Genomic DNA, 19,273 nt, shown 5'->3' with positions numbered 1-19,273 from the left:
CTTGGCCTGGCAGCATTGGCCGTGCTGTCATCGATTGCCATGACAGCTGTTGTCTTCTTCCGCGGTGCCATGAGCGCTGCTGTTCTTCTCGCGCTCGTCGGGTGCGGCTCTGCCACCATCGGCGGCGGTGGAAGTCCTGCGCGCGCGAAGTGGGTCAGCCCCGTCTTCACGACGCCGGACGGCGGTCAACTCCGGACGACCCTCTATTACGGTCCCTGGCAGTGCAGCGCAGCGTTCCTGTCACGCTGCGAGTCGAAGTGCGCGGCACAGGGCTACCCGCTCATGGGCTGCATGTGGCTGGCCGACATCAAGGCCGACTGGCAGGGGCGCTACTTCTTCATGCCCGCGGAGGCAGGGGGCCGCATGGCCATCACCCACTGCTGCTGCGACTACCCGTCCGTATCCGATGGGGAGGCGCAACGGAGAATCTGGGAGCGAGGTCGCACCGCATTCCGGCGTGACTGGAGTGCGGAGTTCGGCGACTGGCCGAAGACGGGCAAGACGAGTTGGCCCGGCCACCACATCTACGACCTGCTGCATGGAGGTCCTCCTCTCGCTCCTGGCAACATTCTTCCTGTCCCGCCCGACGTACACCTCGAATTCAACAGCGCCTACCCCGCCTGCTATGCACCCGGGGGAAAGTGGCTGGCGCCCGGCCCCGATCGGCCCTACGTAGACTGAGGCGCCACCATGCCCATCGACAGCCTGCTGAAGGAGTTCTCCCGCCTCCACTTCCCCCGTCCACCAGCGACTCCGGCGGAGGTCGCGGCTTTTGAGGCTCGCATTGGATGGAGGCTGGATGCGGACCTGCGCTCCTTCTATCTGCATTCCGATGGCGGAACGCTTTTCGAGGAAGAGCCCGACGCGAGCTACCGCATTCTCTCGCTCGCCGAGATCCGCCGGGCCCGCGTTGCCATCATGGGACGGGACACCGACGAGTACGGGGTGCCCTCGCAGTACACGTTGGTGGACATGCAGGACACCAACTACGTCATCCTGGACGTGGCCCAGCAGTCAGCGGGTTCGTATCCGCTCTTCGATGCGTGGCATGAGACGTATCCAGTAGCGAAGCGCATCGCGTCTTCGTTCGCGGAGTTCCTGGATCGTGCGATGCGTAGCGACGGCTTCTCGTACTGGCTCGACGGGTAACTTCAAGTCTGACAGCACAGCCGTCTGTGCCGAGGCCCTTCACGCCTCGCCAGCACCCTCCATCAGGAAGTCGATGACGGCGCGCACGGCGGGCAGTTGGCCCCTGCGGTGTGGCGTCAAAATCGTCGTCGTCACCGTGCCCGCGGTCCAGGCGGGCAGCACTCGCACCAGACGCCCGGCCTCCACGTCCACTCGAGTGAACGTCTCCGGTAGGCAGACGACGCCCAGCCCGGCCGTGGCCGCCTTCAAGAGCACCAGCGACTCATCGGCGGTCATGCGTGCCCGCGGCATCACGGTGACTGTCTCTCCCACCCTTCCGCGCAGCCGCCATTCCGTGGCCGTGGAGCGGGTCAGCAGGCCGTCGTGTTCGCTCAAGTCCTCGGGCCTGCGAATCCTGCCGCGGCTGGACAGGTAGCCGGGCGACGCCACCAGGACGGTGGACTCCACCGCGAGCCGGCGCTGCACCAGGCCTGATGCGGGCAAGGGCGCGAAGTGACTGCGCACGGCGATGTCGAATCCCTCCTGCACCAGGTCCACGAAGCGGTCCGTCGCGTGTAGTTCGACGCGCACCTTGGGATGCGCCAGCGCCAGCAGGGGCAACCGGTCCGCGAGCCGGAACTGCGCCGTGGGGACCGACGCGGTGATTCGCACCACGCCACTCGGCTCCGACTGCCGGCGCCGCACCACGTTCTCCGCGGCCTCCGCCTCCATCACGGCGGCGCGGGCATGGCCGAGGAAGTCCCGCCCCACGTCCGTCAGCGTGAAGCTCCGCGACGTGCGCTGGATCAGCCGGGCGCCCAGCGCGTCCTCCAACTCGGCCACGCGTTTGCTCACCGTGGACTTGGGAATGCCCAATCGCCGAGCCGCCGCGGCGAAGCCACCGCTCTCCACTGCCTGAACAAAGAGATGGAGGTCATTGAGATTCAAGGGCCGTGCCTCGTCGTCCACGGGTGTGGACCTTGCGTTCGCGTTCCGCTGTCTACACGGCACACGTCGCCACGGCCATCGTGTCTCCATCGAAGGCATCACGCCCTCGGACAGGAGAATCACCATGGCACTGCCGACCCTCTTCTACGGTATCCCCTCTGGCTGCTCGTTCGGCTCCATCGTCGCGCTGGAGTGGCTGGGCCGGCCCTACCAACTGTGCCGCATCGCCATGCCGGAGGACGTCACCTCCGCGGACTACCGCCGGATCAACCCCGTCGCGGAGACGCCCACCTTGATGACGGAGACGGGCACGCGCATCAGCGAAAGCATGGCCATCCTCAACCACCTGGGCGCACGCGGCGTGGGCACCGGGCTGTCGTTCGCCCAGGGCACCGAGGACTTCGACCGGTTGAACCAGATGCTCGCGTACCTGAACACCACCTTCTTCAGCGCCTTCTCGCCGCTCTGGTACGCGCTTGAGCACGCCGAGCTGCCGGAGTCCGAGAAGCAGGCGCTGCGCAAGCTGGGGGCCCGCAAGGTGGTTGCCGCGCACGCGAACCTGGAGGCACTGATGGGCGACACCCCTTGGCTCCTGGGCGACCACCGCACGCTGGCGGACGCCTACTTCATCGGCATCGCCCGGTGGACGCGGTACCACGAGGTGCTGGACCGCCGTGACGACCCGAAGCTCCAGGGCCTCTTCGACCGGCTGGAGGCGGACGCAGGCGTGCGCTTCGCCCATGCCATTGAGAAGGGCGAGACGCCTCAGGGCAGCGGCGCGTTCCAGGGGCACATCCGCCTCACGGAGGCCCTGCAACGACTGCCCTGAGTGAGCTGGGAAGCCATCGACGTCAAGGTTTCAGGGCGCGGAACACCGCGTCCACGACCTCCTGCTCGGCGGGGAATGCCAGGCCGGTCTTCTTGATGACGACCTTTCCATCCACCGCCACTTCAAAGACCCCCGACCCGCCCTTCTTCAGCTCCACATCCACTTCCAGTTCGTCCTTCAGTACGGCCGCCGCACGGGTGGCCCTGGGCAGGTAGCCTCAAGCGGTACAGTAGGTGATGGAAACCTTGGCGTCGGCCATGGTGTGCCTCCTGACGGGACGGGACACCGCGCGGAGATGCGCGGCACCTGCACCATCGTGACTCCCCGCCCCGCCCTGTGCCAGCGTCGTGCTCAGCGCGTTGGAGACCGCACAAGCTCCAGCCATCGAGCCAGCGTCGCACTCCTGGTGAACGCAAGCGTCAGTCGCTATTCGCCCAAGTCAGGATGCCCTGCGAGGCGGGAATGCGCTCAAGGATGGCGAAACTGTTCTCAGGCTGCGCCGGAACCTCGACGTACACCCAGGCCTCATGGGATTCCGCGAGCCGTGCGCGATCGACTCGAAGGCCGATCTCCTGCGTGACACCGGAAAGGCCCAGGATCCGTTCGATTTCCTGAGCCGTTTCTTCGTCGATTCCGTTGGCGCATGCGCCCCGCCACTTGGGGCCAGTGAAGTGCTGGCTCAGCAGCTCCTCTTGCGCCACCAGTTCGTTCACGAGCGGAAGGAAGACACCCTCCGCCTCCGGCTGCAGACAGAAGGATCCTCCCGTCTGATTTGAATAGAGGACGCCGGTGGGCCCAAGAAGAATGAGTCCCAGTCCCCCGGAGTCATAGAGCCGGATCCGTGGCAGCGTTGACACGAGGCTCCTCGAATCTCTTCTGATCAGTAGCCGGCGCCGCCGCAGTGATTGTTCATGCCGTCCTCGGTGCCGTACGGGATGCCGTCCTCGCAGACCTGGTGGCCAGGCGCGTAGATGTCCTGCCAGATCATGCCTCCCGGGGACGGGACCAGGGTGAAGGCGGAGCCGCCGAAGTTCGACGTCCAGAAGCCCAGGACATCGGGGCGGCCCTGCACGGTATCGAGCAACTCGGAGATGTTCTTGCGCGTGTAACGCATGGCCGGACTCCTTTGGGCGCGGTGAAGGAAAGGAGCATAGCTTCTCATGAATTCGCGGATTCGCCGCATCCATGCTCCAGTGGGCTCCCCCTCCCCTTCCATCCATGACCACCGAACCCCATTCGCCTTCTCATGAGCTGGGCATGCGGCGCGCGGTATCGCGCTGGGAAATCGTCGGCTTCTCCATCAACGACGTCATTGGCAGCGGTGTCTATCTGCTGCCCGCGGCGGCCGCCGCGAACCTGGGCTCGGCCAGCACGGGCGCCGTCGTGCTCGCGGGGCTGGCGGTGCTGCTGCTCGTGCTCTGCTTCGCGGAGGCGGCCAGCTACTTCGACAAGCCCGGCAGCGCCTACCTCTACACGCGTGAAGCCTTTGGAGAGCGGGTGGGCTTCCAGGTCGGCTGGATGACGTGGCTGGCGCGCGTCTCGTCCGTGGCCTCGCTGTCCGTTGGCTTCTCCCGCGCGCTGGGCTTCCTGTGGCCCGCGGCGAACTCGGGCGTGGGCCAGGGGTTGGCCATCGCCGTGCCCCTGCTCGCGCTCACCGCCATCAACGTCGTGGGCGTGAAGGGCGGCGCTCGCACCGCCGTGTTCCTCGCCGTCACCAAGACGGTGCCCCTGCTGGTGTTCATTGCCGTGGGCCTCTTCTCCGTGTCCGTGCCGCTGGCGACGTCGGTGGCTCCCAGGGATGGCGGCAACCTGGGGGCCGCGGTGCTGCTCTTGCTGTTCGCCTATGCCGGCTTCGAGAACACGGCGGCTCCGGCGGGTGAGTTCAAGAACCCACGCCGCGACGTGCCCTTCGCGCTCGTCGTGCAGATTGGCGTGGTCACGCTCATCTACACGGCGGTGCAGTGGGTGGCGCTGGGCACGCTGCCTGGGGTCGCGGACGCGCAGACACCGCTCGCCAACGCCGCCGTGCGGTTCCTCGGGGGCTGGGGTGGGCTCCTCATGACGGTGGGCGGCGTACTGTCCATCCTGGGGACCAACAGCAACACCGTGCTCGCCGGACCGCGCTACCTGTACGCGCTGGCCCAGGATGGCTTTGGCCCCGCCGCGCTCGCCACGCTGCATCCGCGCTACCGCACGCCGACGGTCGCCATCCTCACGCAGACGGCCATCGCGCTGCCCCTGGCGTTCTCCGGCTCGTTCGAGGTGCTCGCCACGCTCTCCGTGGTGGCCCGGCTCGCCACGTACTTCGGCACGGCCCTCGCGGTGCCCGTGCTGCGCCGCAAGCTCCAGGCGCCCGCGAACGCGTTCCGCGTCCCGGGTGGGCCCGTGATTCCCTTCGCCGCCGCCGCGCTGTGCGTCGTCTTCGCGCTGAGCGCGGAGAAAGAGAACCTCATCGCCGGGGCCATCGCGCTCGCGGTGGGCTTCGTGCTCTACAGGTTCCAGCGCAAGCCGGACGGGAAGGCGGCGCTCGGATAGCGCGGTACACATCGCCGTCATGACGTCCCATTCGCCGCGTTCGCGGAAATGAAGGGCGCTACGGCTTGCGCTTCCGGGGAGGGCCGGCGGCGGCGGCTTCGCGCAGCTTGTCCTTCTTGCTCTTGCGCCGGCCCTTCACGCCGCCGTTCGCATCCAGCGGCGGTGCGGCGGACACGGCCGTCAACGTCGGTTCGAAGCCCGCCACCTGCTCTCGAGCGACGGACAGGTGGTTGCGCTTCTCGATGAGACGGAAGTGGGCTTCCGTGTCCGCGCTGACGAAGCTGATCGCCACGCCCTGGTCGCCCGCCCGCCCCGTACGGCCGATGCGGTGCACGTAGTCCACGGTCGAACGCGGCAGGTCGTAGTTCACGACCGCAGGCAGGCCCGCGATGTCCAAGCCGCGCGCGGCGACGTCGGTGGCGACGAGGACACGCACGCGCTTCGCCTTGAAGTCCGCGAGCGCCTGCGTGCGGGCCGCCTGACTGAGGTCTCCGTGCAGCGACGTCGCGGGGATGCCGGCGCGGTTGAGCTTCAGCGCGACATGGTCCGCCGCATAGCGGCTGGCGACGAACGTGAGGACGTGGGACCACGCGTGGGTTTCCAGCAACTGTCGCAGGAGCATCGTGCGCCGGGGCGCATCCACCTGGATGGCCCGCTGGAGGATGAGGTCCGCGGAGGGCAACTCGCCGTCATCGACGTCGATACGCGTGGGATTGTGCAGCAGTCGCTCCGCGAACGTACGCACGGCGGGCGGGAACGTGGCGGAGAACAGCAGGTTCTGGCGGCGCGCGGGCAGGAGCGTGAGCAGGCGGTTGAGCTCGTCAGCGAAGCCCAGGGAAAACAGCCGGTCGGCTTCGTCGAGCACCAGCGTCTCCACCTCTCCCAGCCGGAGCGCGTTCTGATCCACCAGGTCCAGCGCGCGGCCCGGTGTGGCCACGACGACGTCCGCGCCGCCCCGGAGCGCCAGCATCTGCGGGTTCGCGGAGACGCCGCCGACCGCCAGGCAGGTCTTCAGCGGCTTCTTCAAGTAACGGCCATACCGCTGGAGGGAGTCGACGATCTGGGCGGCGAGTTCGCGCGTGGGGACCAGGATGAAGGCCCGCACCGGCCGGACCGCCCCACCCGGCCGGGCGCGCAAGGCCTCCAGGAGGGGCAGCAGGAATGCCGCGGTCTTCCCCGAGCCCGTCTTCGCCGAAGCCTGGACGTCGCCGCCGCGCAGCACCACGGGGATGGCCGCGCGCTGCACCGGCGTGGGTTCGCTGTATCCAAGTTCGGCCACGGCGCGAGCGAGCGCGTCCGACAGGCCAAGTGAAGCGAAGGTCATGGGAGGGGAGCCCTGGGTGGCACGACGCTGAGAACCCTACTCTCAAGCGGCTTCTGGGAATGAGGAAGATGTACCTGCTCGCGCGCAGCCAGATGGGGGCTGCGCGGTCGAATAGGGACCCGTCGAAGCCCCCGAAGCTCCTGCTCCGCCCCGGTCCTTCAGCCGTCATCGCGCCACAGGTTGGGCCGGCTCGCGAACAACTCCGTCAGCCAATCGATGAAGACCCGCGCCCCGGCGCCCAGCTGGCGTGTGGGTGGGTAGACGAGGAAGAGGGGCCGGGGCTCGGGCCTCCAGCCGTCCAGCACCCGCACCAGCTCTCCGGATGCGAGGTAGGGCTCCAATACGAAACGCGGTGCGAACATGACGCCCAGGCCGGCGAGTCCAGCGGCCAGGTATGCATTGGTTTCGTTGAGCGTGAGCAAGCTTCGACCCTGGACCTCCAGCCGCTCGCCCTCGCGCACGAAGACGAAGGGGAGCTCCTTGCCGCTCAGCGACGAGAAGTAGCTGACCACCGCGTGCGCTGGCCCCGCCAGCTCCAGTGGATGGAGCGGCGCGCCGTGTCCGCGAGGAGGTCCACGACACGGTCGCTCACGCCCAGCTCGATGTGCAGCTGGGGATAGCGCGCGTAGAACGAGGGCAGCGCGGGGATGAGCAGCAGCCGGGAGATCGTCCCACTCGACTCCACCCGCAGACGCCCCCGGGGACCGCGCCGTGACTGGGACAACGTGGCTTCGAGCTCCCGCACCTCGCCCAGCAGCCGCAGGGCCTGCTGGTAGTAGGTCATCCCTTCCGGGGTGACCGTCACGCGGCGCGTGGTGCGGTGCAGCAGCTTCACGCGCAGGTGCGCCTCCAGCTGTTGGATCAGCCGGGTCACCGCCGCCTTCGGGCGGCCCAGCGCGTCGGCGGCCTTGGTGAAGGTGCCGGTCTCCACCACGCGAACGAAGGCCTCCATCGCCGTGAACGTGTCCATCTTCCACCTCCCGCCCTGCATTGTTTCAGCGGTGAAACGCAGTGTGCGAAGGGCTCCAGCGAGGTGGCGACGGGCACGACGCCTGGGCGCGTGAAGGAGCTGCTCTCGCGCGACCATCTGGAGGATCCGGTCGAGGTGTCCATCAACGCCTTCCTCATCAACACCGGCACCGCGTTGGTGCTCGTGGACACGGGCGTGGGGAGCCTCTTCGGCCCTGGCGTGGGAGGCCAGCTCCAGCAAAGCCTCCAGGCGGCGGGCTACCGTCCGGAGCAGATCGACGTGGTGTTGCTGACGCACATCCACTCCGACCATTCGGGTGGGCTCATGGCCAAGATGCGCCGGGCGTTCCCCAACGCCATCCTCCGGGTGCACGCGCGCGAGGCGGGCTTCTGGCTGGGGCGCGATGACCGGACGAAGGGCACGGTGGACCCGAAGTACTTCGAGGAGGCGCGGGCGATGGTGGGGCCCTACCAGGACGCGGGGAAGCTGAAGGTGTTCGGCGATGGGGATGCCATCGTGCCAAGCATCCGGGCCATGACGACCCCGGGGCATACGCCGGGGCACAGCGCCTACGTCGTGGAGAGCCGTGGAGCGCGGTTGGTCCTATGGGGCGACCTGATGCACTTCGGCTCGGTGCAGTTGCGCGAGCCCTCGGTGACGGTCGCCTACGACGTCGATGAGCGCGCGGCCTCGGCGCAGCGGGTGCGTGCGTTCACGGAAGCGGCGAAGCGTGGCGATCTGATTGGCTTCGCGCACATGCCCTTCCCCGGTCTGGGCCAGCTGAGCGCCGAGGGCAAGGGCTACCGGTGGATCCCGCTCAACTACAGCTCCGGTCAGCGTTGGGAGGGCGCGAAGGCCAGGGTGGAGTGAGCGGGGGCCGTGTCAGGGGGGCCCGCGGTGCCCCCCTGACGGAGGTCTCGTGCGGGCGCTCAGTAGCAGGAGCCGGCGTAGAGCGGGTTCGGACAGGCCATGCCCGTCGCGGCGTTGATGCTCGTGTTGTAGCAGTTGGTCGTCACGGTGGAGGACTTGAGGCGCCGGTATCCGTAGAGGACGTCGCCCACGCACAGGCCGTAGTTCATATACACGTCCTCCACCTGGCAGACCTTGTACGTGTTGCAGCGGACGAACGGTCCTCCAGGGTAGGCGTAGCCCTGGCACTGCCACAGGTAGCTCTGCTGCGACGAGTAGCTGGTGGTCTCGTAGTAGTACTCATCCTCGGGGCCGCAGAGCGGGTCGTCATCGTCGGGGGGAATCTTCATCATCTCGACGTGGCCGGGCTCCAGGGCCTCGGCGCTGGAGGAGTCCTGGGGCAGCGCATCCTCGAGCGCGCCCTCCACTCCGGCGCCACAGCCGACCACCATGAACGTGCACAGCGCGATCCATGCCTTCATCCGCATGTCCTGCTCCTTGTCTCATCCGGGGGGAAGGCGGGTTTTACACGGAGTGATATCCGCTCACGAGGACCTGCGAAGGCACGGCGTGTCGCCCAACCCTGCGGCGGTGCCGCGCTGGGCGTCACATACACAACAACAACTCAAACACCGCCAACAAACGTTTCCATCTCCAGCAAATCCATCCACACCTTGCCGCTTTTCCCCAATGGTTTACTCAAAATTCGGGACTATCATTCGCTCATCCATTCCACACACGGAGGTAGCGCCATGATGAGCCGGATGAAGTGGTTGGTCGCGCTTGGCAGTCTGATGTTCGCGGCGGGCTGCGGGCCAATGGACTCCGATCAGCCGCTCGACCCAGCACCGTCCAGCGACATGCAGGCGGAGGAAGCGCCTGGCACGGATGACTCGCACGCGGCCGCCGTCACCTGCCCGCAGAAGTGTCAGAACCAACGCAACAAATGCATCGCGGAGTGCTCTCCCACCAGCTCGGCATGTATGCAGGGTTGTCGCAATCGCTACGAGATCTGCATCCTCAATTGCTGAGGCCCTCGACCGCCTCGCCCCTGACCGGATGGCGAGCATTCATCCGGCCAGGGGGCATCAGACCCGTTGCGCGCCCCGGATCGCCTGCTATAACGCCCGCGACCTTTCGACCCCGTAGCTCAGTTGGATAGAGCGGCGGTTTCCTAAACCGCAGGCCACAGGTTCGATTCCTGTCGGGGTCATCGCCCTGCTTGCCAACCTCTTGGAAGCAGGGCGTTTTTCTGTCCGGACGCGGAGCGTGAGCCCTGGATGAGCATGGGCGCGACCGTGGCCGGTCCCCACCGTCTTCCACGCCTTGCCCGGAAGTCCGCACCTTGAAGTCAGGGCGGGAATCGTCAACATTGGCGGCCCATCCGCGTGCGTCCGGGCCCCCTGGTTCCCCGGCGGACGCCCCCGCGAGACCTCCATGCTCGACCGCCCGATGTACCTGAAGCCCGATGTCGCCATCGAGCCGCTGTTCAACCAGTGGTACGTCTGGTGGTACCTCATCTCCCCCGCCACGGCGCCGCTGTTCGTCTCCCGCCTGCACCTGAAGCTGATGCAGTCGTTCGTCGCGAACCCGGACGTGCACGTGGCCGCGCTGCAGAACCCGGCGCTGATGGGCGGCCCCTTCATCAACCACCCCGTGTCGCGCGTGAACGAGGTGAAGGCGCTGCTCGACCGCACCACCCGCGAGCAGGCGGACATGCTGGCCTACACCAAGGCCGTGTCGGACCTGGAGCAGCTCCTGGCCAGCTCCAAGGGCGAGTCCCTGGAGCCGCTCTACGCCAAGGTGCCGGACATGCTCCGCGGCTTCGTGGAGCTGCACTACGACCTGGCCCATCGCGCTAACGCCCGCATCATGGAGCCGCTGCTCTACCGCAGCAGCCTCTACAAGGAATCCGCGCAGAGCATCTCGCTGATGCGCGTGGCCGGTGACGCGCGCAAGTACGTCTTCAGCACCCCGCGCCTGGAGGGCGACTCGCCCCTGTGGCTCCAGGTGCCCTACCGGCACGAGGGCATCGACGCCCTCTTCCGCATGCGCCACACGCCGGGCAGCCCCGGGCAGGTGGCGGAGATGCTGGGCGTGCCGTCCTCCGCCGCGGAGGCCTTCGCGGACCTCTTCACGGAGACCGCCCCGCGCAAGCCCGAGCCGTACACCGGCCCCGGCGTGCGCGTGCGCTACTTCGGCCACGCGTGCGTGCTGATGGAGACCCGCGAGGTGTCCGTCCTCACCGACCCCGTCATCAGCTACGAGTTCCCCACGGAGCAGCGGCGCTTCACCCACGCGGACCTGCCGGAGAAGATCGACTACGTCCTCATCACCCACGGCCACGCGGACCACCTGATGATGGAGACGCTGCTCCAGCTGCGTCACCGCATCGGGACCATCGTCGTGCCGCGCTCGAACGCGTACTCGCTGGCGGACCCCTCGCTGCGCCTGGTGCTGGAGAAGACGGGCTTCAAGAACGTCATCGAGATCGACGACCTGCAGGAGATTCAAATCCCCGGCGGGTCGCTGATGGGCATCCCCTTCATCGGCGAGCACAGCGACCTGGCGGTGCAGGCGAAGACGGCGCACCTGGTGCGGCTGGCCGGCCGCTCGCTGCTGATGGCCGCGGACTCCAACGCGCTGGAGCCGCGCATGTACCAGCACCTGTCGCAGCTGGTGGGCCCGCTGGACGCGCTCTACCTGGGCATGGAGTGCGAGGGCGGCCCGATGAGCTGGATGTACGGCCCGCTGCTCAGCCAGCCCCTGCCGCGCAAGATGGACCAGTCGCGGCGGCTCAACGGCTCCGACAGCGCCCGCGCCACGGAGATCCTCAACCACCTGAACCCCAAGGAGGTCTTCATCTACGCCATGGGCCAGGAGCCGTGGCTGCGCCACGTGATGGTGCTCCAGTACGACGAGACCGCGCCCCAGATGATCGAATCCAACAAGTTCATCGAGGTCTGCAAGGGCCGCGGCATCCCCGCCGCCCGGCCCTTCCTGAGCCTGGAGCGCGTCCTGGAGTAATCCCGGGACGCGGGCATGGCGGGGGCTACCGCACGAACCGGTGGCCCACCAGGCCCAGCACCGCGACCAGCAACGCCACCCCCGCCGCCAGCGCGGGGCCCCGCGCGGCGTCTGGATTCACCTCCAGCAGGCTGCGCCGCGGATCCTTCGGGCTGTAGCGCACGGTCACCGTGGAGCCCACCGGGTAGCGCTCCACGTACCGCGTCAGCGCCGGACTCGGCTGGGGGTTCCAGAGCAGCAGCTCCCTCGGCGTCTCGTTGGAGAGCGTCTCCCCGACGTACGACTGGCCCTCCACCTCGTAGGCGTAACGCGTCTTCACGCGCCAGTAGCGGCTCTTCGAGTACCCCATCTCCACGGACATCTCGAGCACGCGCCCTGGCACCGTCGGCCGGGCCAGGAAGACCTGCGTCGAGCCGTGGATCATCCAGGCGCCAATGCCCAGGAGCACGCCGAAGAACAGGCCGCCCCACACGAGGATCGTCAGGAGGTTGCGCAGCCACATGGTGGAGTGGGCCCTCAGTGCTTGCGCCGCTGGAGCCTGCGCAGGCCCGTGAGCAGCGCCTCGCCGTCCGGCGTGCCCAGGCCCGTGCACGCGTTCCACAGCGTCGCTTCGCTGGCGAAGTACGCGCCGTTGCCGCCGAGGGTGATGCGGCGGACCACGGGCTGTCCCTCGGTGACGAGCGCGTACAGCCGGGGGTGGAGGAAGCCCACGCGCTCCCCCAGCGCTTCGTTGAGGCGGACGATGAGCGCGGCCCACATGGGCGCCGCGGCGCTCGTGCCCGCGGCCACGCCCTGCTGGCCCTTGAAGACGATTTGATAGCCGGTGTGCAGGTCCGCGTTCGCCGCGACGTCCGGCACGCCCCGGCCGGTGCTACGCGAGACCTCGAACACGCCGTTCTTCCACGACGACTTCACCAGGTCCGGCACGCCCATGCCCTGCTGGTACAGCGGCAGCGCGTTCATGGTGCTGACGCCGCCGCTGCTCGCGCCCGCGGCCGTGGAGCTGGGGCCCATGGACATCGCCTCGCCCAGGCGGTTCCACACGCGCTCGTGGTGGAGGACATCCCCCACCGCCTCCAGCGTGGTGCCGCCGCAGCCCAGCACCAGCGCGCTCGCCGCGGGGTAGCTCGTCGCGGCCAGGGTGATGGCACCCGTGGGCGAGCGGGCATTCACCGGCACCTGCGAGCCCAGGTCACCGGACGCGGCGCACACGGTGATGCCCAGGAGCGCCGCCTTGATGAAGAGCCGCTCGAAGGCCAGCTCCTCGCCCTGCTGGATGAGCGACCCTTCGTAGAAGGACCAGCTGGTGGTCAGCACCGACGGCAGGTTCTCCCGGTCGCTGATGGCCTCCGCCAGGACGCGGTAGTAGTCGCGCAGCGAGTAGTCCTTCGACCCCGCGTTGTAGACGACGACGCGCGCGGCCGGACACACGGAGGCCACCAGCTCCACGTCCATGGTGACCTCCGTGTTGGAGGCGGTGTTGAGGAACCCGGCCTTGTTCGGCCCCACGTTCACCACCGGCGCCGTGCGCTCCACCCCCACGGACTTCAGGTACGCATCCAGGTCCGACTGCTTGTAGCCGCCCGCCAGCTCGATGATGCCCACGCACTGGCCTTCCCCCTGGTTGCGGGGGTAGCGGTACAGGTTGGCCACCTGGGGCGCCGTGTACGTGCGCAGCCCGGCCTGCCGCGCCTGCTCCCGGGAGATGGGCAGGGCCGCCGCGTTGTGGGTGACGAGCGGCCGCGTGTCCAGGCCCAGGACCCACTCCGCCACGCCTTGCAGCGCGCTCGGCAGGGTCACCGGCTTGGTGTGCGTCAGGTAGGAGGTCTTCCCGTGGGTGAAGCGCCGCAGGTCCACCGCGAAGGCCTTGCGCACCGCGGCCGTGGAGCCTTTGAGCACGACGGAGCCCAGGTCGCGCCGCTCCGAGGTGATGGTGAGGCCATGGCTCTTCGCGAAGCGCCGCACGGCGGCCAGGTGCTTCGGGTCCGTGCCGTACTTCGCCTCGAACTCGTCGTGGGTGAGCGGGCGGCGCGGCGGGTTCGCGCACAGCTCCTCCACCGTGGGCAGCGGCGCTCCGTGACGCAAGAGCAGGGTGAGCTCCACCGTTCCGGTGGCCGAGCGGCTCCGGAGCGGGGGGTGGAGGGACGCCGGGGACACACGCGCGCTCTGCGCCAGGGGGATGCGGGCCATGGAGCGGCGTTCTACCACGCGGGGTCCGGGCTCCCGGAAGCCCGGGACAGGTCGTATCCACGAGCGCGGGCGACCGGGTAGGCTCGCCCGCCTGCCCATGGACCGAGTCCTCCGCATCAAGCCCCACCTGCGCGCCGAGGTGCTCGACGCGCGGCGCGTGTTCCTCGTTGGAGAGCGCGCCCAGTTCCTGCTGGAGGGGGAGCTGCACGCGAGCATCGTGCCCCTGCTGGATGGCGAGCGCACCGTGGCCAACGTCATCGCCGCGCTGGCGGGGCGGGCCTCCGCGCCGGAAGTGCTCTACGCGCTGTCGCTCCTGGAGGAGCGCGGGCACGTGGAGGAGGCGCACGACGTCTTCGACGCCAGCGTCGCCGGCTTCTGGGAGTCGCTGGGCGTGGGCGCGGCCACCGCGGCCGGTCGGCTGTTGGACGTGTCCGTGTCCGTGCACGCGGTGGACGGCGAGGACGGCGAGGGGCTGGCGGAGGCGCTGAGCGACACCGGCCTGGACGTGCGCGACGACGCCGACCGCCGGGTGCTGCTGGTGGACGACTACCTGTCGCCCGAAGCGCTCGCGCTGGCCCGGGAGGCCCGGAGCGCGGGCGCCGCGTTCCTCCCGCTGAAGGTGTCCGGCACCGCGTGCCACGCGGGCCCGGTCGTGGGCCCCGAGCGCGCCTGCTGGACGTGCCTCACGTCGCGGATGCAGGACAACCGCCCCATCGAGAAGTACCTCGCGCGCAAGGGCATCCCGCCGCGCGCCATCCGCCCGCCGCGCACGGGCCTGCCCACCACCGCGAAGGCGGGGCTGTCCCTCGCGGCGACGCTCGCGGCCCGCTGGGTGGTGGACGGCCCTGGCGGCCCGGCACAGACGCGGCTGTGGACGCTGGACTTCGCCACCTGGAAGCTGGAGTCGCACACCGTGGTGCGGCGTCCGCAGTGCCCGGACTGCGGCGACCCCCACTGGATGGAGGCGCGCGCGAAGAAGCCCCTGGAACTGGCCTCGCGCACCAAGCGCTTCACCGACGACGGCGGCCACCGCATCCTCACGCCGGAGCAGACCTGGGAGCGCCACCGTCACCTCATCAGCCCGGTGACGGGCGTGGTGAGCGACCTGCGCGCGGTGCCGGGCGACGCACCGCTGGGCCACATCCAGTCCGCCGTCTTCCGCGTGTGCCCGTGGACGGACGCGCCGGCCTCCGACGACTTCCACCGCGTGGCCAGCGGCAAGGGCCGCACGGAGGCCCAGGCCCGCGCGGGCGCGCTGTGTGAAGCGCTGGAGCGCTACAGCGCGGTGTTCCAGGGCGACGAGCCCCGCGTCCACGCCACCGCGTCCGAACTGGGCGCGCAGGCCGTGCACCCGGACGCGCTCCAGCACTTCAGCGCCGCGCAGTTCCAGTCCCGGTCCGAAGGCGAGGGCCGCCGCGACATGCGCACCGCGGTGCCCCGTCCGTACGCGGATCAACCCATGGACTGGAGCCCCGCGTGGTCGCTCACGCACGGGGTCCACAAGTACGTGCCCACGGCGTTCGCGTACCTCTTCGCGCCCACGCCCCAGCTCGAGGACGGGCCGTTCTGCTTCTTCAACTCCAACGGGAACGCGGCGGGCAACTGCGTGGAGGAGGCCATCCTCCAGGGGTTCCTGGAGCTGGTGGAGCGCGATGCGGTGGCGCTCTGGTGGTACAACCGCCTGCGCCGTCCGCGCCTGGACCTGCGCTCCTTCGACGAGCCGTGGTTCGCGTCCGTGAGCGAGCACTACCAGTCGCTCGGCCTCACGTTGTCGGTGATCGATCTCACGCACGACCTGGGCATCCCGGTGTTCGCCGCGCTCGTGTGGTCGCCGGAGCGCGGGCGGGCCTGGGCCGGGTGCGGCTGCCACTTCGACGCGAAGCTCGCCGTGCAGCGCGCGCTCACGGAGGTGGCCCAGTGCTACGACCCGAAGGACGTGTCACCGTCGCCCTGGGACGCCCGCGCGCACGGCGACGTCAGCTGGCTCTTCCCCAACGACCTGGTGCCCGCGCGCGTCCGCGCCGACTTCCCGCGCGTGTGGCACCACGACCTGCGGGACGACGTGCGCGAGTGCGTGGCCCGGGCCGCGAGCGTGGGCCTGGAGACGCTGGTGGTGGAGCAATCACGGCCCGACGTGGGCGTAGCCGTGGTGAAGGTCATCGTCCCGGGGCTGCGCCACTTCTGGCCCCGGCTGGGCCCCGGCCGGCTGTATGACGTCCCCGTGCGGATGGGGTGGTTGAAGGCCCCGAAGACCGAAGCGCAGCTCAACCCCGTGCCCTTCTACTTCTGAGCGATGGCGCCGCTTCCTGAACCCAAGCCCCGCATCCTGCTCGTCCAGTGTGGCCCCGACCGGCGCCACGTGGACCGGGAGACGGAGGACTTCGACCCGGAGCGCGGCCTGGTGAAGCGCGCGACGATGACGCCGCTGGCCTGCGCGACGCTCGCGGCGCTCACGCCGGACGCCTTCACCGTGGACATCTGGGACGAGGAGCTGCACGGCCAGCTGCGCGCGGACACGGAGCTGCCGGACTACGACATCGTCGGCGTGTCGGTGATGTACTCCGCCCTCACCTACCAGGCGCGCTTCCTGGGCGGGCACTTCCGCGACCGGGGCGCCACCGTGGTCGCGGGCGGCCCCGCCATCTCCGCCGCGCCGGAGGACTACCGGGGCTTCTTCGACGCCCTCTTCGTCAACGAGGCGGAGCGCACCTGGCCGCGCTTCCTCGCGGACTGGCTCGGGGGCGAGTACGCGCCCGAGTACCGCCAGCTCGACAAGCCTTCGCTGAGCGAGAGCCCCCTGCCCCGCTGGGACGCCATCGCGGCGGACCTCCCGCGCTACGCGTGGGGCTCCGTGCAGACCACGCGCGGCTGTCCGTTCGACTGCTCCTTCTGCGACGTCATCTACCTGTACGGCCGCAAGCAGCGGCACAAGCCGGTGGAGCGCGTGCTGGACGAGGTGCGCGCCCACGCGGCGCTCGGCGCCGAAGGCGTCTTCTTCGCGGACGACGAGTTCATTGGAGACGCGGCGTACGCGAAGGAGGTGCTCGCGGGGCTCGTTCCCCTCAACCGCGCCCTGCCCCGCCCGCTGCGCTTCTTCACCCAGGTGACGATGAACCTGAGCCGCGACGCTGGGCTGTTGGAGGGCATGGCGGACGCGAACTTCTACACCGTCGTCCTGGGCATCGAGTCCTTCGACACCGCCGCGCTCAAGGAAGCGCAGAAGCACCAGAACGTGCGCGCGGACCTGGTGGGCGACCTCTTGCGCATCCAGGCGCACGGCATCGGGCCCCGGGGCAGCTTCATCGTCGGGTTCGACCACGACACGCCAGCGGTCTTCGACTCGCTACACGCGAACATCCAGCGCACGCACCTGCCCTGGGTGGTGGTGGCGCCCCTCCAGGCCCCACGCGGCACGAAGCTGTGGACGCGGCTGCGCGCGGAAGGCCGGCTCGCCACGCCCCGGAAGACGCACGCGAAGGACCGGGGCGCCATCGTGCTCAACGTGATGCCCCTGGGCATGACGCGGCCCCAGCTGCTCGAAGGCTTCCGGGACCTGGTGGAGCGGCTGTCCACCTGGGACGCCGCCTGCGAGCGCATCCGGGGCTTCATCGCCGGCATCCAGCGCCCGCCCCACGTGGAGGAGCCTCACTGGCCGGAGGCCGCCACCGACCGCTTCCTGCGCGAGGCCACCACCGCCTGGGCCCTGACACCCTCCGAGCGCCATGCCATGGGAGACACGCTCGCGGAGGTGCGCCGCACCGCCCCAGCGATGCTGCCACGCGCGGTGTTCTTCCTCGCGCGCAACCAGAACGAGCGCCGCCGCCACGAGCGCCTCTTCACGGACTTCGACGCGGTGCTGGCCGCCGAGCGCCAGGGCGACCTCGTCCCGGACACGCAGCCCGTCTACGTGCCGCCGGGCTTCGCCACCGCGATGCGCGACGTGTTCCCGGACCTCTTCGTGCGCCTGAGCCGCGACCTGCCGGACCGCCGTGACGTGCCGGAGGCCTCCCGCGACGTGCTGGTGGACTTCGTCGCCCGCTGGGGCGAAGGCTTCCAGGCGCTCCAGCCGCAGCACCACGAATTCCTGCGCGAGCTGTGCGACCGGGAGGTGGCGGCGCGCGGTGGCCATCCGGGCACGCTGGAGGTCTCCGAGGAGCAGGCGCTGCGCTCCCAGGCGCGCCGCACCGGCCTGCTGGAAGCACTGCTCAAGGACGTGCGCGACGAGCTCGCGAGCTGGGGACCCTGACGCATGCGCGACGGCCTTCACATCTTCGACGCGGACCGGCACGTCCTGGAGCCGCTGAGCCTGTGGGCGGAGCAGCTGGAGCCCGGCCTGCGCCGGCACGCGCCCCGCCCGGGACGACTTCCGGACGAGACGCTGGAGGAGCGCCTCGAGCGGCTGGGCCCCCGGGGCCTCCTGCCCGTGCTGCCCCTGCCGGAAGTGGACGGCAAGCCGCTGTGGAACCACATGCCGGAGAAGGCCTGGCTGGAGTTCTCCGCGCGCTCCTACGCCCAGCTCGGGCGCAATGAAATGCTGCAGAGGCCGGACGTGTACCTGGCCCAGATGGATCGCGACGGCGTGGACATGGCGGCCCTGTTCCCCACCTACGCGCTGCTGCTGGAGGGCTTCTCCCCCCTGGAGCCCCGCGTCGCGACGGCCTTCGCGTCCGTCTACAACACCTGGCTGCACGGCTTCTGCGCGCACCAGCCGGAGCGCCTGCGCGGCGTGGGGCTCATCAGCCGTCACCAGCCGGAGGCCATGGTCGCGGAGGCGCGCCGGGTCGCGGGCTTCGGCTGGCGCGCCGTGATGGTGCGCCCCAACCCCATTGGCGGCCGGCTGCTGTCGGACGCCGCCTACGAGCCCTTCTGGTCCGAGTGCGAGAAGCTCTCACTCGCGGTGGTGCTCCACGGCAGCGGCCACGTCTACGTGCCCTCCGCGGGCGCGGACCGCTTCGACACCCGCTTCGCCAACCACGTCTGCGCCCACCCCATGGAGCTGATGATGGGGCTGCTCGCGCTGCTCCAGGGGGGCGTGCTGGAGCGGCACCCGGCCCTGCGCATTGGCGCCATGGAGGCCGGCTGCGGGTGGCTCCCATACTGGGCGTGGCGCCTGGATGAGGAATATCGCGCTGTGGGTGCAGAGGTCTCCGCCACCATCCGACAGCTCCCTTCCTCGTACCTGCGCCAGCACTGCTTCGTTTCCATGGAACCGGACGAGCCGTACGTGTCTGACGTGGTGCGCCACCTCCCGGAGGACCGATTGGTATTCGGAACCGACTTCCCGCATCTGGACCACGGCGAGGATGTGCTGGGTGCGATGCTGTCCTTGCGTGACGTGATGACCGAAAGTCGTCTACGAAAGGTTCTCTGGGAAAACCCGACTCGGTTCTACGGTGTGGAACCGTGAGGCCGC

Annotated in this window: 20 protein-coding genes and 1 tRNA gene; 11 read left to right on the top strand and 10 right to left on the bottom strand. The window is 69.4% G+C overall.

Features of this window, described 5'->3' with window-relative positions:
* Positions 1-21: 21 nt before the first annotated feature.
* Entirely contained in the window at positions 22-681 is a 660-nt protein-coding gene (locus JYJ93_RS20060) for a hypothetical protein (protein ID WP_269012450.1), read from the top strand.
* Between the two features lie 9 nt (positions 682-690).
* On the top strand, positions 691-1,149 hold the full coding sequence (locus tag JYJ93_RS20055) for an SMI1/KNR4 family protein (protein WP_206793633.1): 459 nt from the start codon (positions 691-693) through the stop codon (positions 1,147-1,149).
* 39 nt (positions 1,150-1,188) lie between these two features.
* Here JYJ93_RS20055 and JYJ93_RS20050 read toward each other — a convergent pair whose 3' ends face one another.
* Positions 1,189-2,076 (bottom strand): LysR family transcriptional regulator, encoded by an 888-nt coding sequence (locus JYJ93_RS20050; protein WP_206793631.1) that lies wholly within the window; start codon positions 2,074-2,076, stop codon positions 1,189-1,191.
* 124 nt (positions 2,077-2,200) lie between these two features.
* Here JYJ93_RS20050 and JYJ93_RS20045 point away from each other — a divergent pair, with 124 nt between their 5' ends.
* On the top strand, positions 2,201-2,905 hold the full coding sequence (locus JYJ93_RS20045; protein WP_206793629.1) for a glutathione S-transferase family protein: 705 nt from the start codon (positions 2,201-2,203) through the stop codon (positions 2,903-2,905).
* A gap of 22 nt (positions 2,906-2,927) precedes the next feature.
* Here JYJ93_RS20045 and JYJ93_RS20040 read toward each other — a convergent pair whose 3' ends face one another.
* The 3 genes from JYJ93_RS20040 to JYJ93_RS20030 all read right to left on the bottom strand — a co-directional run bounded on the left by JYJ93_RS20040 (position 2,928) and on the right by JYJ93_RS20030 (position 4,019).
* Positions 2,928-3,164 carry an Rdx family protein gene (locus tag JYJ93_RS20040; protein WP_242543869.1) on the bottom strand — a complete coding sequence of 79 codons (237 nt, stop codon included), beginning with the start codon at positions 3,162-3,164 and terminating at the stop codon, positions 2,928-2,930.
* Between the two features lie 160 nt (positions 3,165-3,324).
* Positions 3,325-3,762, bottom strand: coding sequence for a DUF6210 family protein (locus tag JYJ93_RS20035; protein ID WP_206793627.1), 438 nt, complete (start codon positions 3,760-3,762; stop codon positions 3,325-3,327).
* A 23-nt stretch (positions 3,763-3,785) separates the two neighbouring features.
* Complete coding sequence (locus tag JYJ93_RS20030; RefSeq protein ID WP_206793624.1) at positions 3,786-4,019, bottom strand: hypothetical protein; 234 nt, start codon at positions 4,017-4,019, stop codon at positions 3,786-3,788.
* Between the two features lie 143 nt (positions 4,020-4,162).
* On the opposite strand from JYJ93_RS20030, the gene JYJ93_RS20025 reads away from it, so the two are divergent.
* Entirely contained in the window at positions 4,163-5,440 is a 1,278-nt protein-coding gene (locus JYJ93_RS20025) for an APC family permease (RefSeq protein ID WP_206793621.1), read from the top strand.
* A gap of 58 nt (positions 5,441-5,498) precedes the next feature.
* On the opposite strand, the gene JYJ93_RS20020 is transcribed toward JYJ93_RS20025, so the two are convergent.
* The 3 genes from JYJ93_RS20020 to JYJ93_RS20010 all read right to left on the bottom strand — a co-directional run bounded on the left by JYJ93_RS20020 (position 5,499) and on the right by JYJ93_RS20010 (position 7,734).
* Positions 5,499-6,764: a DEAD/DEAH box helicase gene (locus JYJ93_RS20020; protein ID WP_206793619.1), complete on the bottom strand. Its 1,266-nt coding sequence runs from the start codon at positions 6,762-6,764 to the stop codon at positions 5,499-5,501.
* Between the two features lie 158 nt (positions 6,765-6,922).
* Positions 6,923-7,276 carry a LysR substrate-binding domain-containing protein gene (locus tag JYJ93_RS20015; RefSeq protein ID WP_269012451.1) on the bottom strand — a complete coding sequence of 118 codons (354 nt, stop codon included), beginning with the start codon at positions 7,274-7,276 and terminating at the stop codon, positions 6,923-6,925.
* A complete protein-coding gene (locus JYJ93_RS20010) occupies positions 7,252-7,734 on the bottom strand; it encodes a LysR family transcriptional regulator (protein ID WP_242543868.1) in 483 nt (160 codons plus the stop codon). The genes JYJ93_RS20015 and JYJ93_RS20010 overlap by 25 nt, the downstream gene beginning before the upstream one ends.
* Positions 7,735-7,824: 90 nt before the next feature.
* Between JYJ93_RS20010 and JYJ93_RS20005 the strand changes: the two genes are divergently transcribed.
* Positions 7,825-8,604 (top strand): MBL fold metallo-hydrolase, encoded by a 780-nt coding sequence (locus tag JYJ93_RS20005; protein WP_269012452.1) that lies wholly within the window; start codon positions 7,825-7,827, stop codon positions 8,602-8,604.
* A 59-nt stretch (positions 8,605-8,663) separates the two neighbouring features.
* Here JYJ93_RS20005 and JYJ93_RS20000 read toward each other — a convergent pair whose 3' ends face one another.
* Entirely contained in the window at positions 8,664-9,131 is a 468-nt protein-coding gene (locus JYJ93_RS20000; protein ID WP_206793615.1) for a hypothetical protein, read from the bottom strand.
* A 276-nt stretch (positions 9,132-9,407) separates the two neighbouring features.
* Here JYJ93_RS20000 and JYJ93_RS19995 point away from each other — a divergent pair, with 276 nt between their 5' ends.
* From JYJ93_RS19995 to JYJ93_RS19985, 3 genes are all read left to right on the top strand, one after another.
* Positions 9,408-9,674 (top strand): hypothetical protein, encoded by a 267-nt coding sequence (locus tag JYJ93_RS19995; RefSeq protein WP_206793613.1) that lies wholly within the window; start codon positions 9,408-9,410, stop codon positions 9,672-9,674.
* A gap of 108 nt (positions 9,675-9,782) precedes the next feature.
* Positions 9,783-9,856, top strand: a tRNA-Arg gene (locus JYJ93_RS19990).
* Positions 9,857-10,080: 224 nt separating this feature from the next.
* Positions 10,081-11,670: an MBL fold metallo-hydrolase gene (locus JYJ93_RS19985; protein WP_206793611.1), complete on the top strand. Its 1,590-nt coding sequence runs from the start codon at positions 10,081-10,083 to the stop codon at positions 11,668-11,670.
* 25 nt (positions 11,671-11,695) lie between these two features.
* Here JYJ93_RS19985 and JYJ93_RS19980 read toward each other — a convergent pair whose 3' ends face one another.
* Both JYJ93_RS19980 and JYJ93_RS19975 read right to left on the bottom strand, forming a co-directional pair.
* Positions 11,696-12,172: a DUF3592 domain-containing protein gene (locus tag JYJ93_RS19980; protein WP_206793609.1), complete on the bottom strand. Its 477-nt coding sequence runs from the start codon at positions 12,170-12,172 to the stop codon at positions 11,696-11,698.
* Between the two features lie 14 nt (positions 12,173-12,186).
* Entirely contained in the window at positions 12,187-13,860 is a 1,674-nt protein-coding gene (locus JYJ93_RS19975) for a S53 family peptidase (RefSeq protein WP_206793608.1), read from the bottom strand.
* Between the two features lie 97 nt (positions 13,861-13,957).
* Between JYJ93_RS19975 and JYJ93_RS19970 the strand changes: the two genes are divergently transcribed.
* From JYJ93_RS19970 to JYJ93_RS19960, 3 genes are read left to right on the top strand one after another with little or no spacing between them, the layout of a single operon-like run.
* Positions 13,958-16,150 carry a TOMM precursor leader peptide-binding protein gene (locus JYJ93_RS19970; protein WP_206793606.1) on the top strand — a complete coding sequence of 731 codons (2,193 nt, stop codon included), beginning with the start codon at positions 13,958-13,960 and terminating at the stop codon, positions 16,148-16,150.
* Positions 16,151-16,153: 3 nt separating this feature from the next.
* Positions 16,154-18,106: a radical SAM protein gene (locus tag JYJ93_RS19965; RefSeq protein WP_206793603.1), complete on the top strand. Its 1,953-nt coding sequence runs from the start codon at positions 16,154-16,156 to the stop codon at positions 18,104-18,106.
* Positions 18,107-18,109: 3 nt separating this feature from the next.
* The gene (locus tag JYJ93_RS19960; RefSeq protein ID WP_206793601.1) at positions 18,110-19,267 is read left to right on the top strand and encodes an amidohydrolase family protein; all 1,158 of its coding nucleotides are present in this window, start codon (positions 18,110-18,112) and stop codon (positions 19,265-19,267) included.
* The last annotated feature ends 6 nt before the right edge of the window (positions 19,268-19,273 follow it).

Source organism: Corallococcus sp. NCSPR001 (genome assembly GCF_017309135.1).
In the GTDB taxonomy this organism is placed as follows: Bacteria; Myxococcota; Myxococcia; order Myxococcales; family Myxococcaceae; genus Corallococcus.
This window is presented reverse-complemented; position numbering and strand designations above follow the sequence as displayed.

Coding starts and splice junctions, on each gene's coding strand:
- JYJ93_RS19995 (WP_206793613.1), top strand. CDS start 9,408: ATGAAGTGGTTGGTCGCGCTTGGCAGTCTGATGTTCGCGGCGGGCTGC.
- JYJ93_RS20025 (WP_206793621.1), top strand. CDS start 4,163: ATGCGGCGCGCGGTATCGCGCTGGGAAATCGTCGGCTTCTCCATCAAC.
- JYJ93_RS19960 (WP_206793601.1), top strand. CDS start 18,110: ATGCGCGACGGCCTTCACATCTTCGACGCGGACCGGCACGTCCTGGAG.
- JYJ93_RS19985 (WP_206793611.1), top strand. CDS start 10,081: ATGCTCGACCGCCCGATGTACCTGAAGCCCGATGTCGCCATCGAGCCG.
- JYJ93_RS19970 (WP_206793606.1), top strand. CDS start 13,958: ATGGACCGAGTCCTCCGCATCAAGCCCCACCTGCGCGCCGAGGTGCTC.
- JYJ93_RS19965 (WP_206793603.1), top strand. CDS start 16,154: ATGGCGCCGCTTCCTGAACCCAAGCCCCGCATCCTGCTCGTCCAGTGT.
- JYJ93_RS20030 (WP_206793624.1), bottom strand. CDS start 4,019: ATGCGTTACACGCGCAAGAACATCTCCGAGTTGCTCGATACCGTGCAG.
- JYJ93_RS20020 (WP_206793619.1), bottom strand. CDS start 6,764: ATGACCTTCGCTTCACTTGGCCTGTCGGACGCGCTCGCTCGCGCCGTG.
- JYJ93_RS19980 (WP_206793609.1), bottom strand. CDS start 12,172: ATGTGGCTGCGCAACCTCCTGACGATCCTCGTGTGGGGCGGCCTGTTC.
- JYJ93_RS20055 (WP_206793633.1), top strand. CDS start 691: ATGCCCATCGACAGCCTGCTGAAGGAGTTCTCCCGCCTCCACTTCCCC.
- JYJ93_RS19975 (WP_206793608.1), bottom strand. CDS start 13,860: ATGGCCCGCATCCCCCTGGCGCAGAGCGCGCGTGTGTCCCCGGCGTCC.
- JYJ93_RS20000 (WP_206793615.1), bottom strand. CDS start 9,131: ATGCGGATGAAGGCATGGATCGCGCTGTGCACGTTCATGGTGGTCGGC.
- JYJ93_RS20045 (WP_206793629.1), top strand. CDS start 2,201: ATGGCACTGCCGACCCTCTTCTACGGTATCCCCTCTGGCTGCTCGTTC.
- JYJ93_RS20010 (WP_242543868.1), bottom strand. CDS start 7,734: ATGGACACGTTCACGGCGATGGAGGCCTTCGTTCGCGTGGTGGAGACC.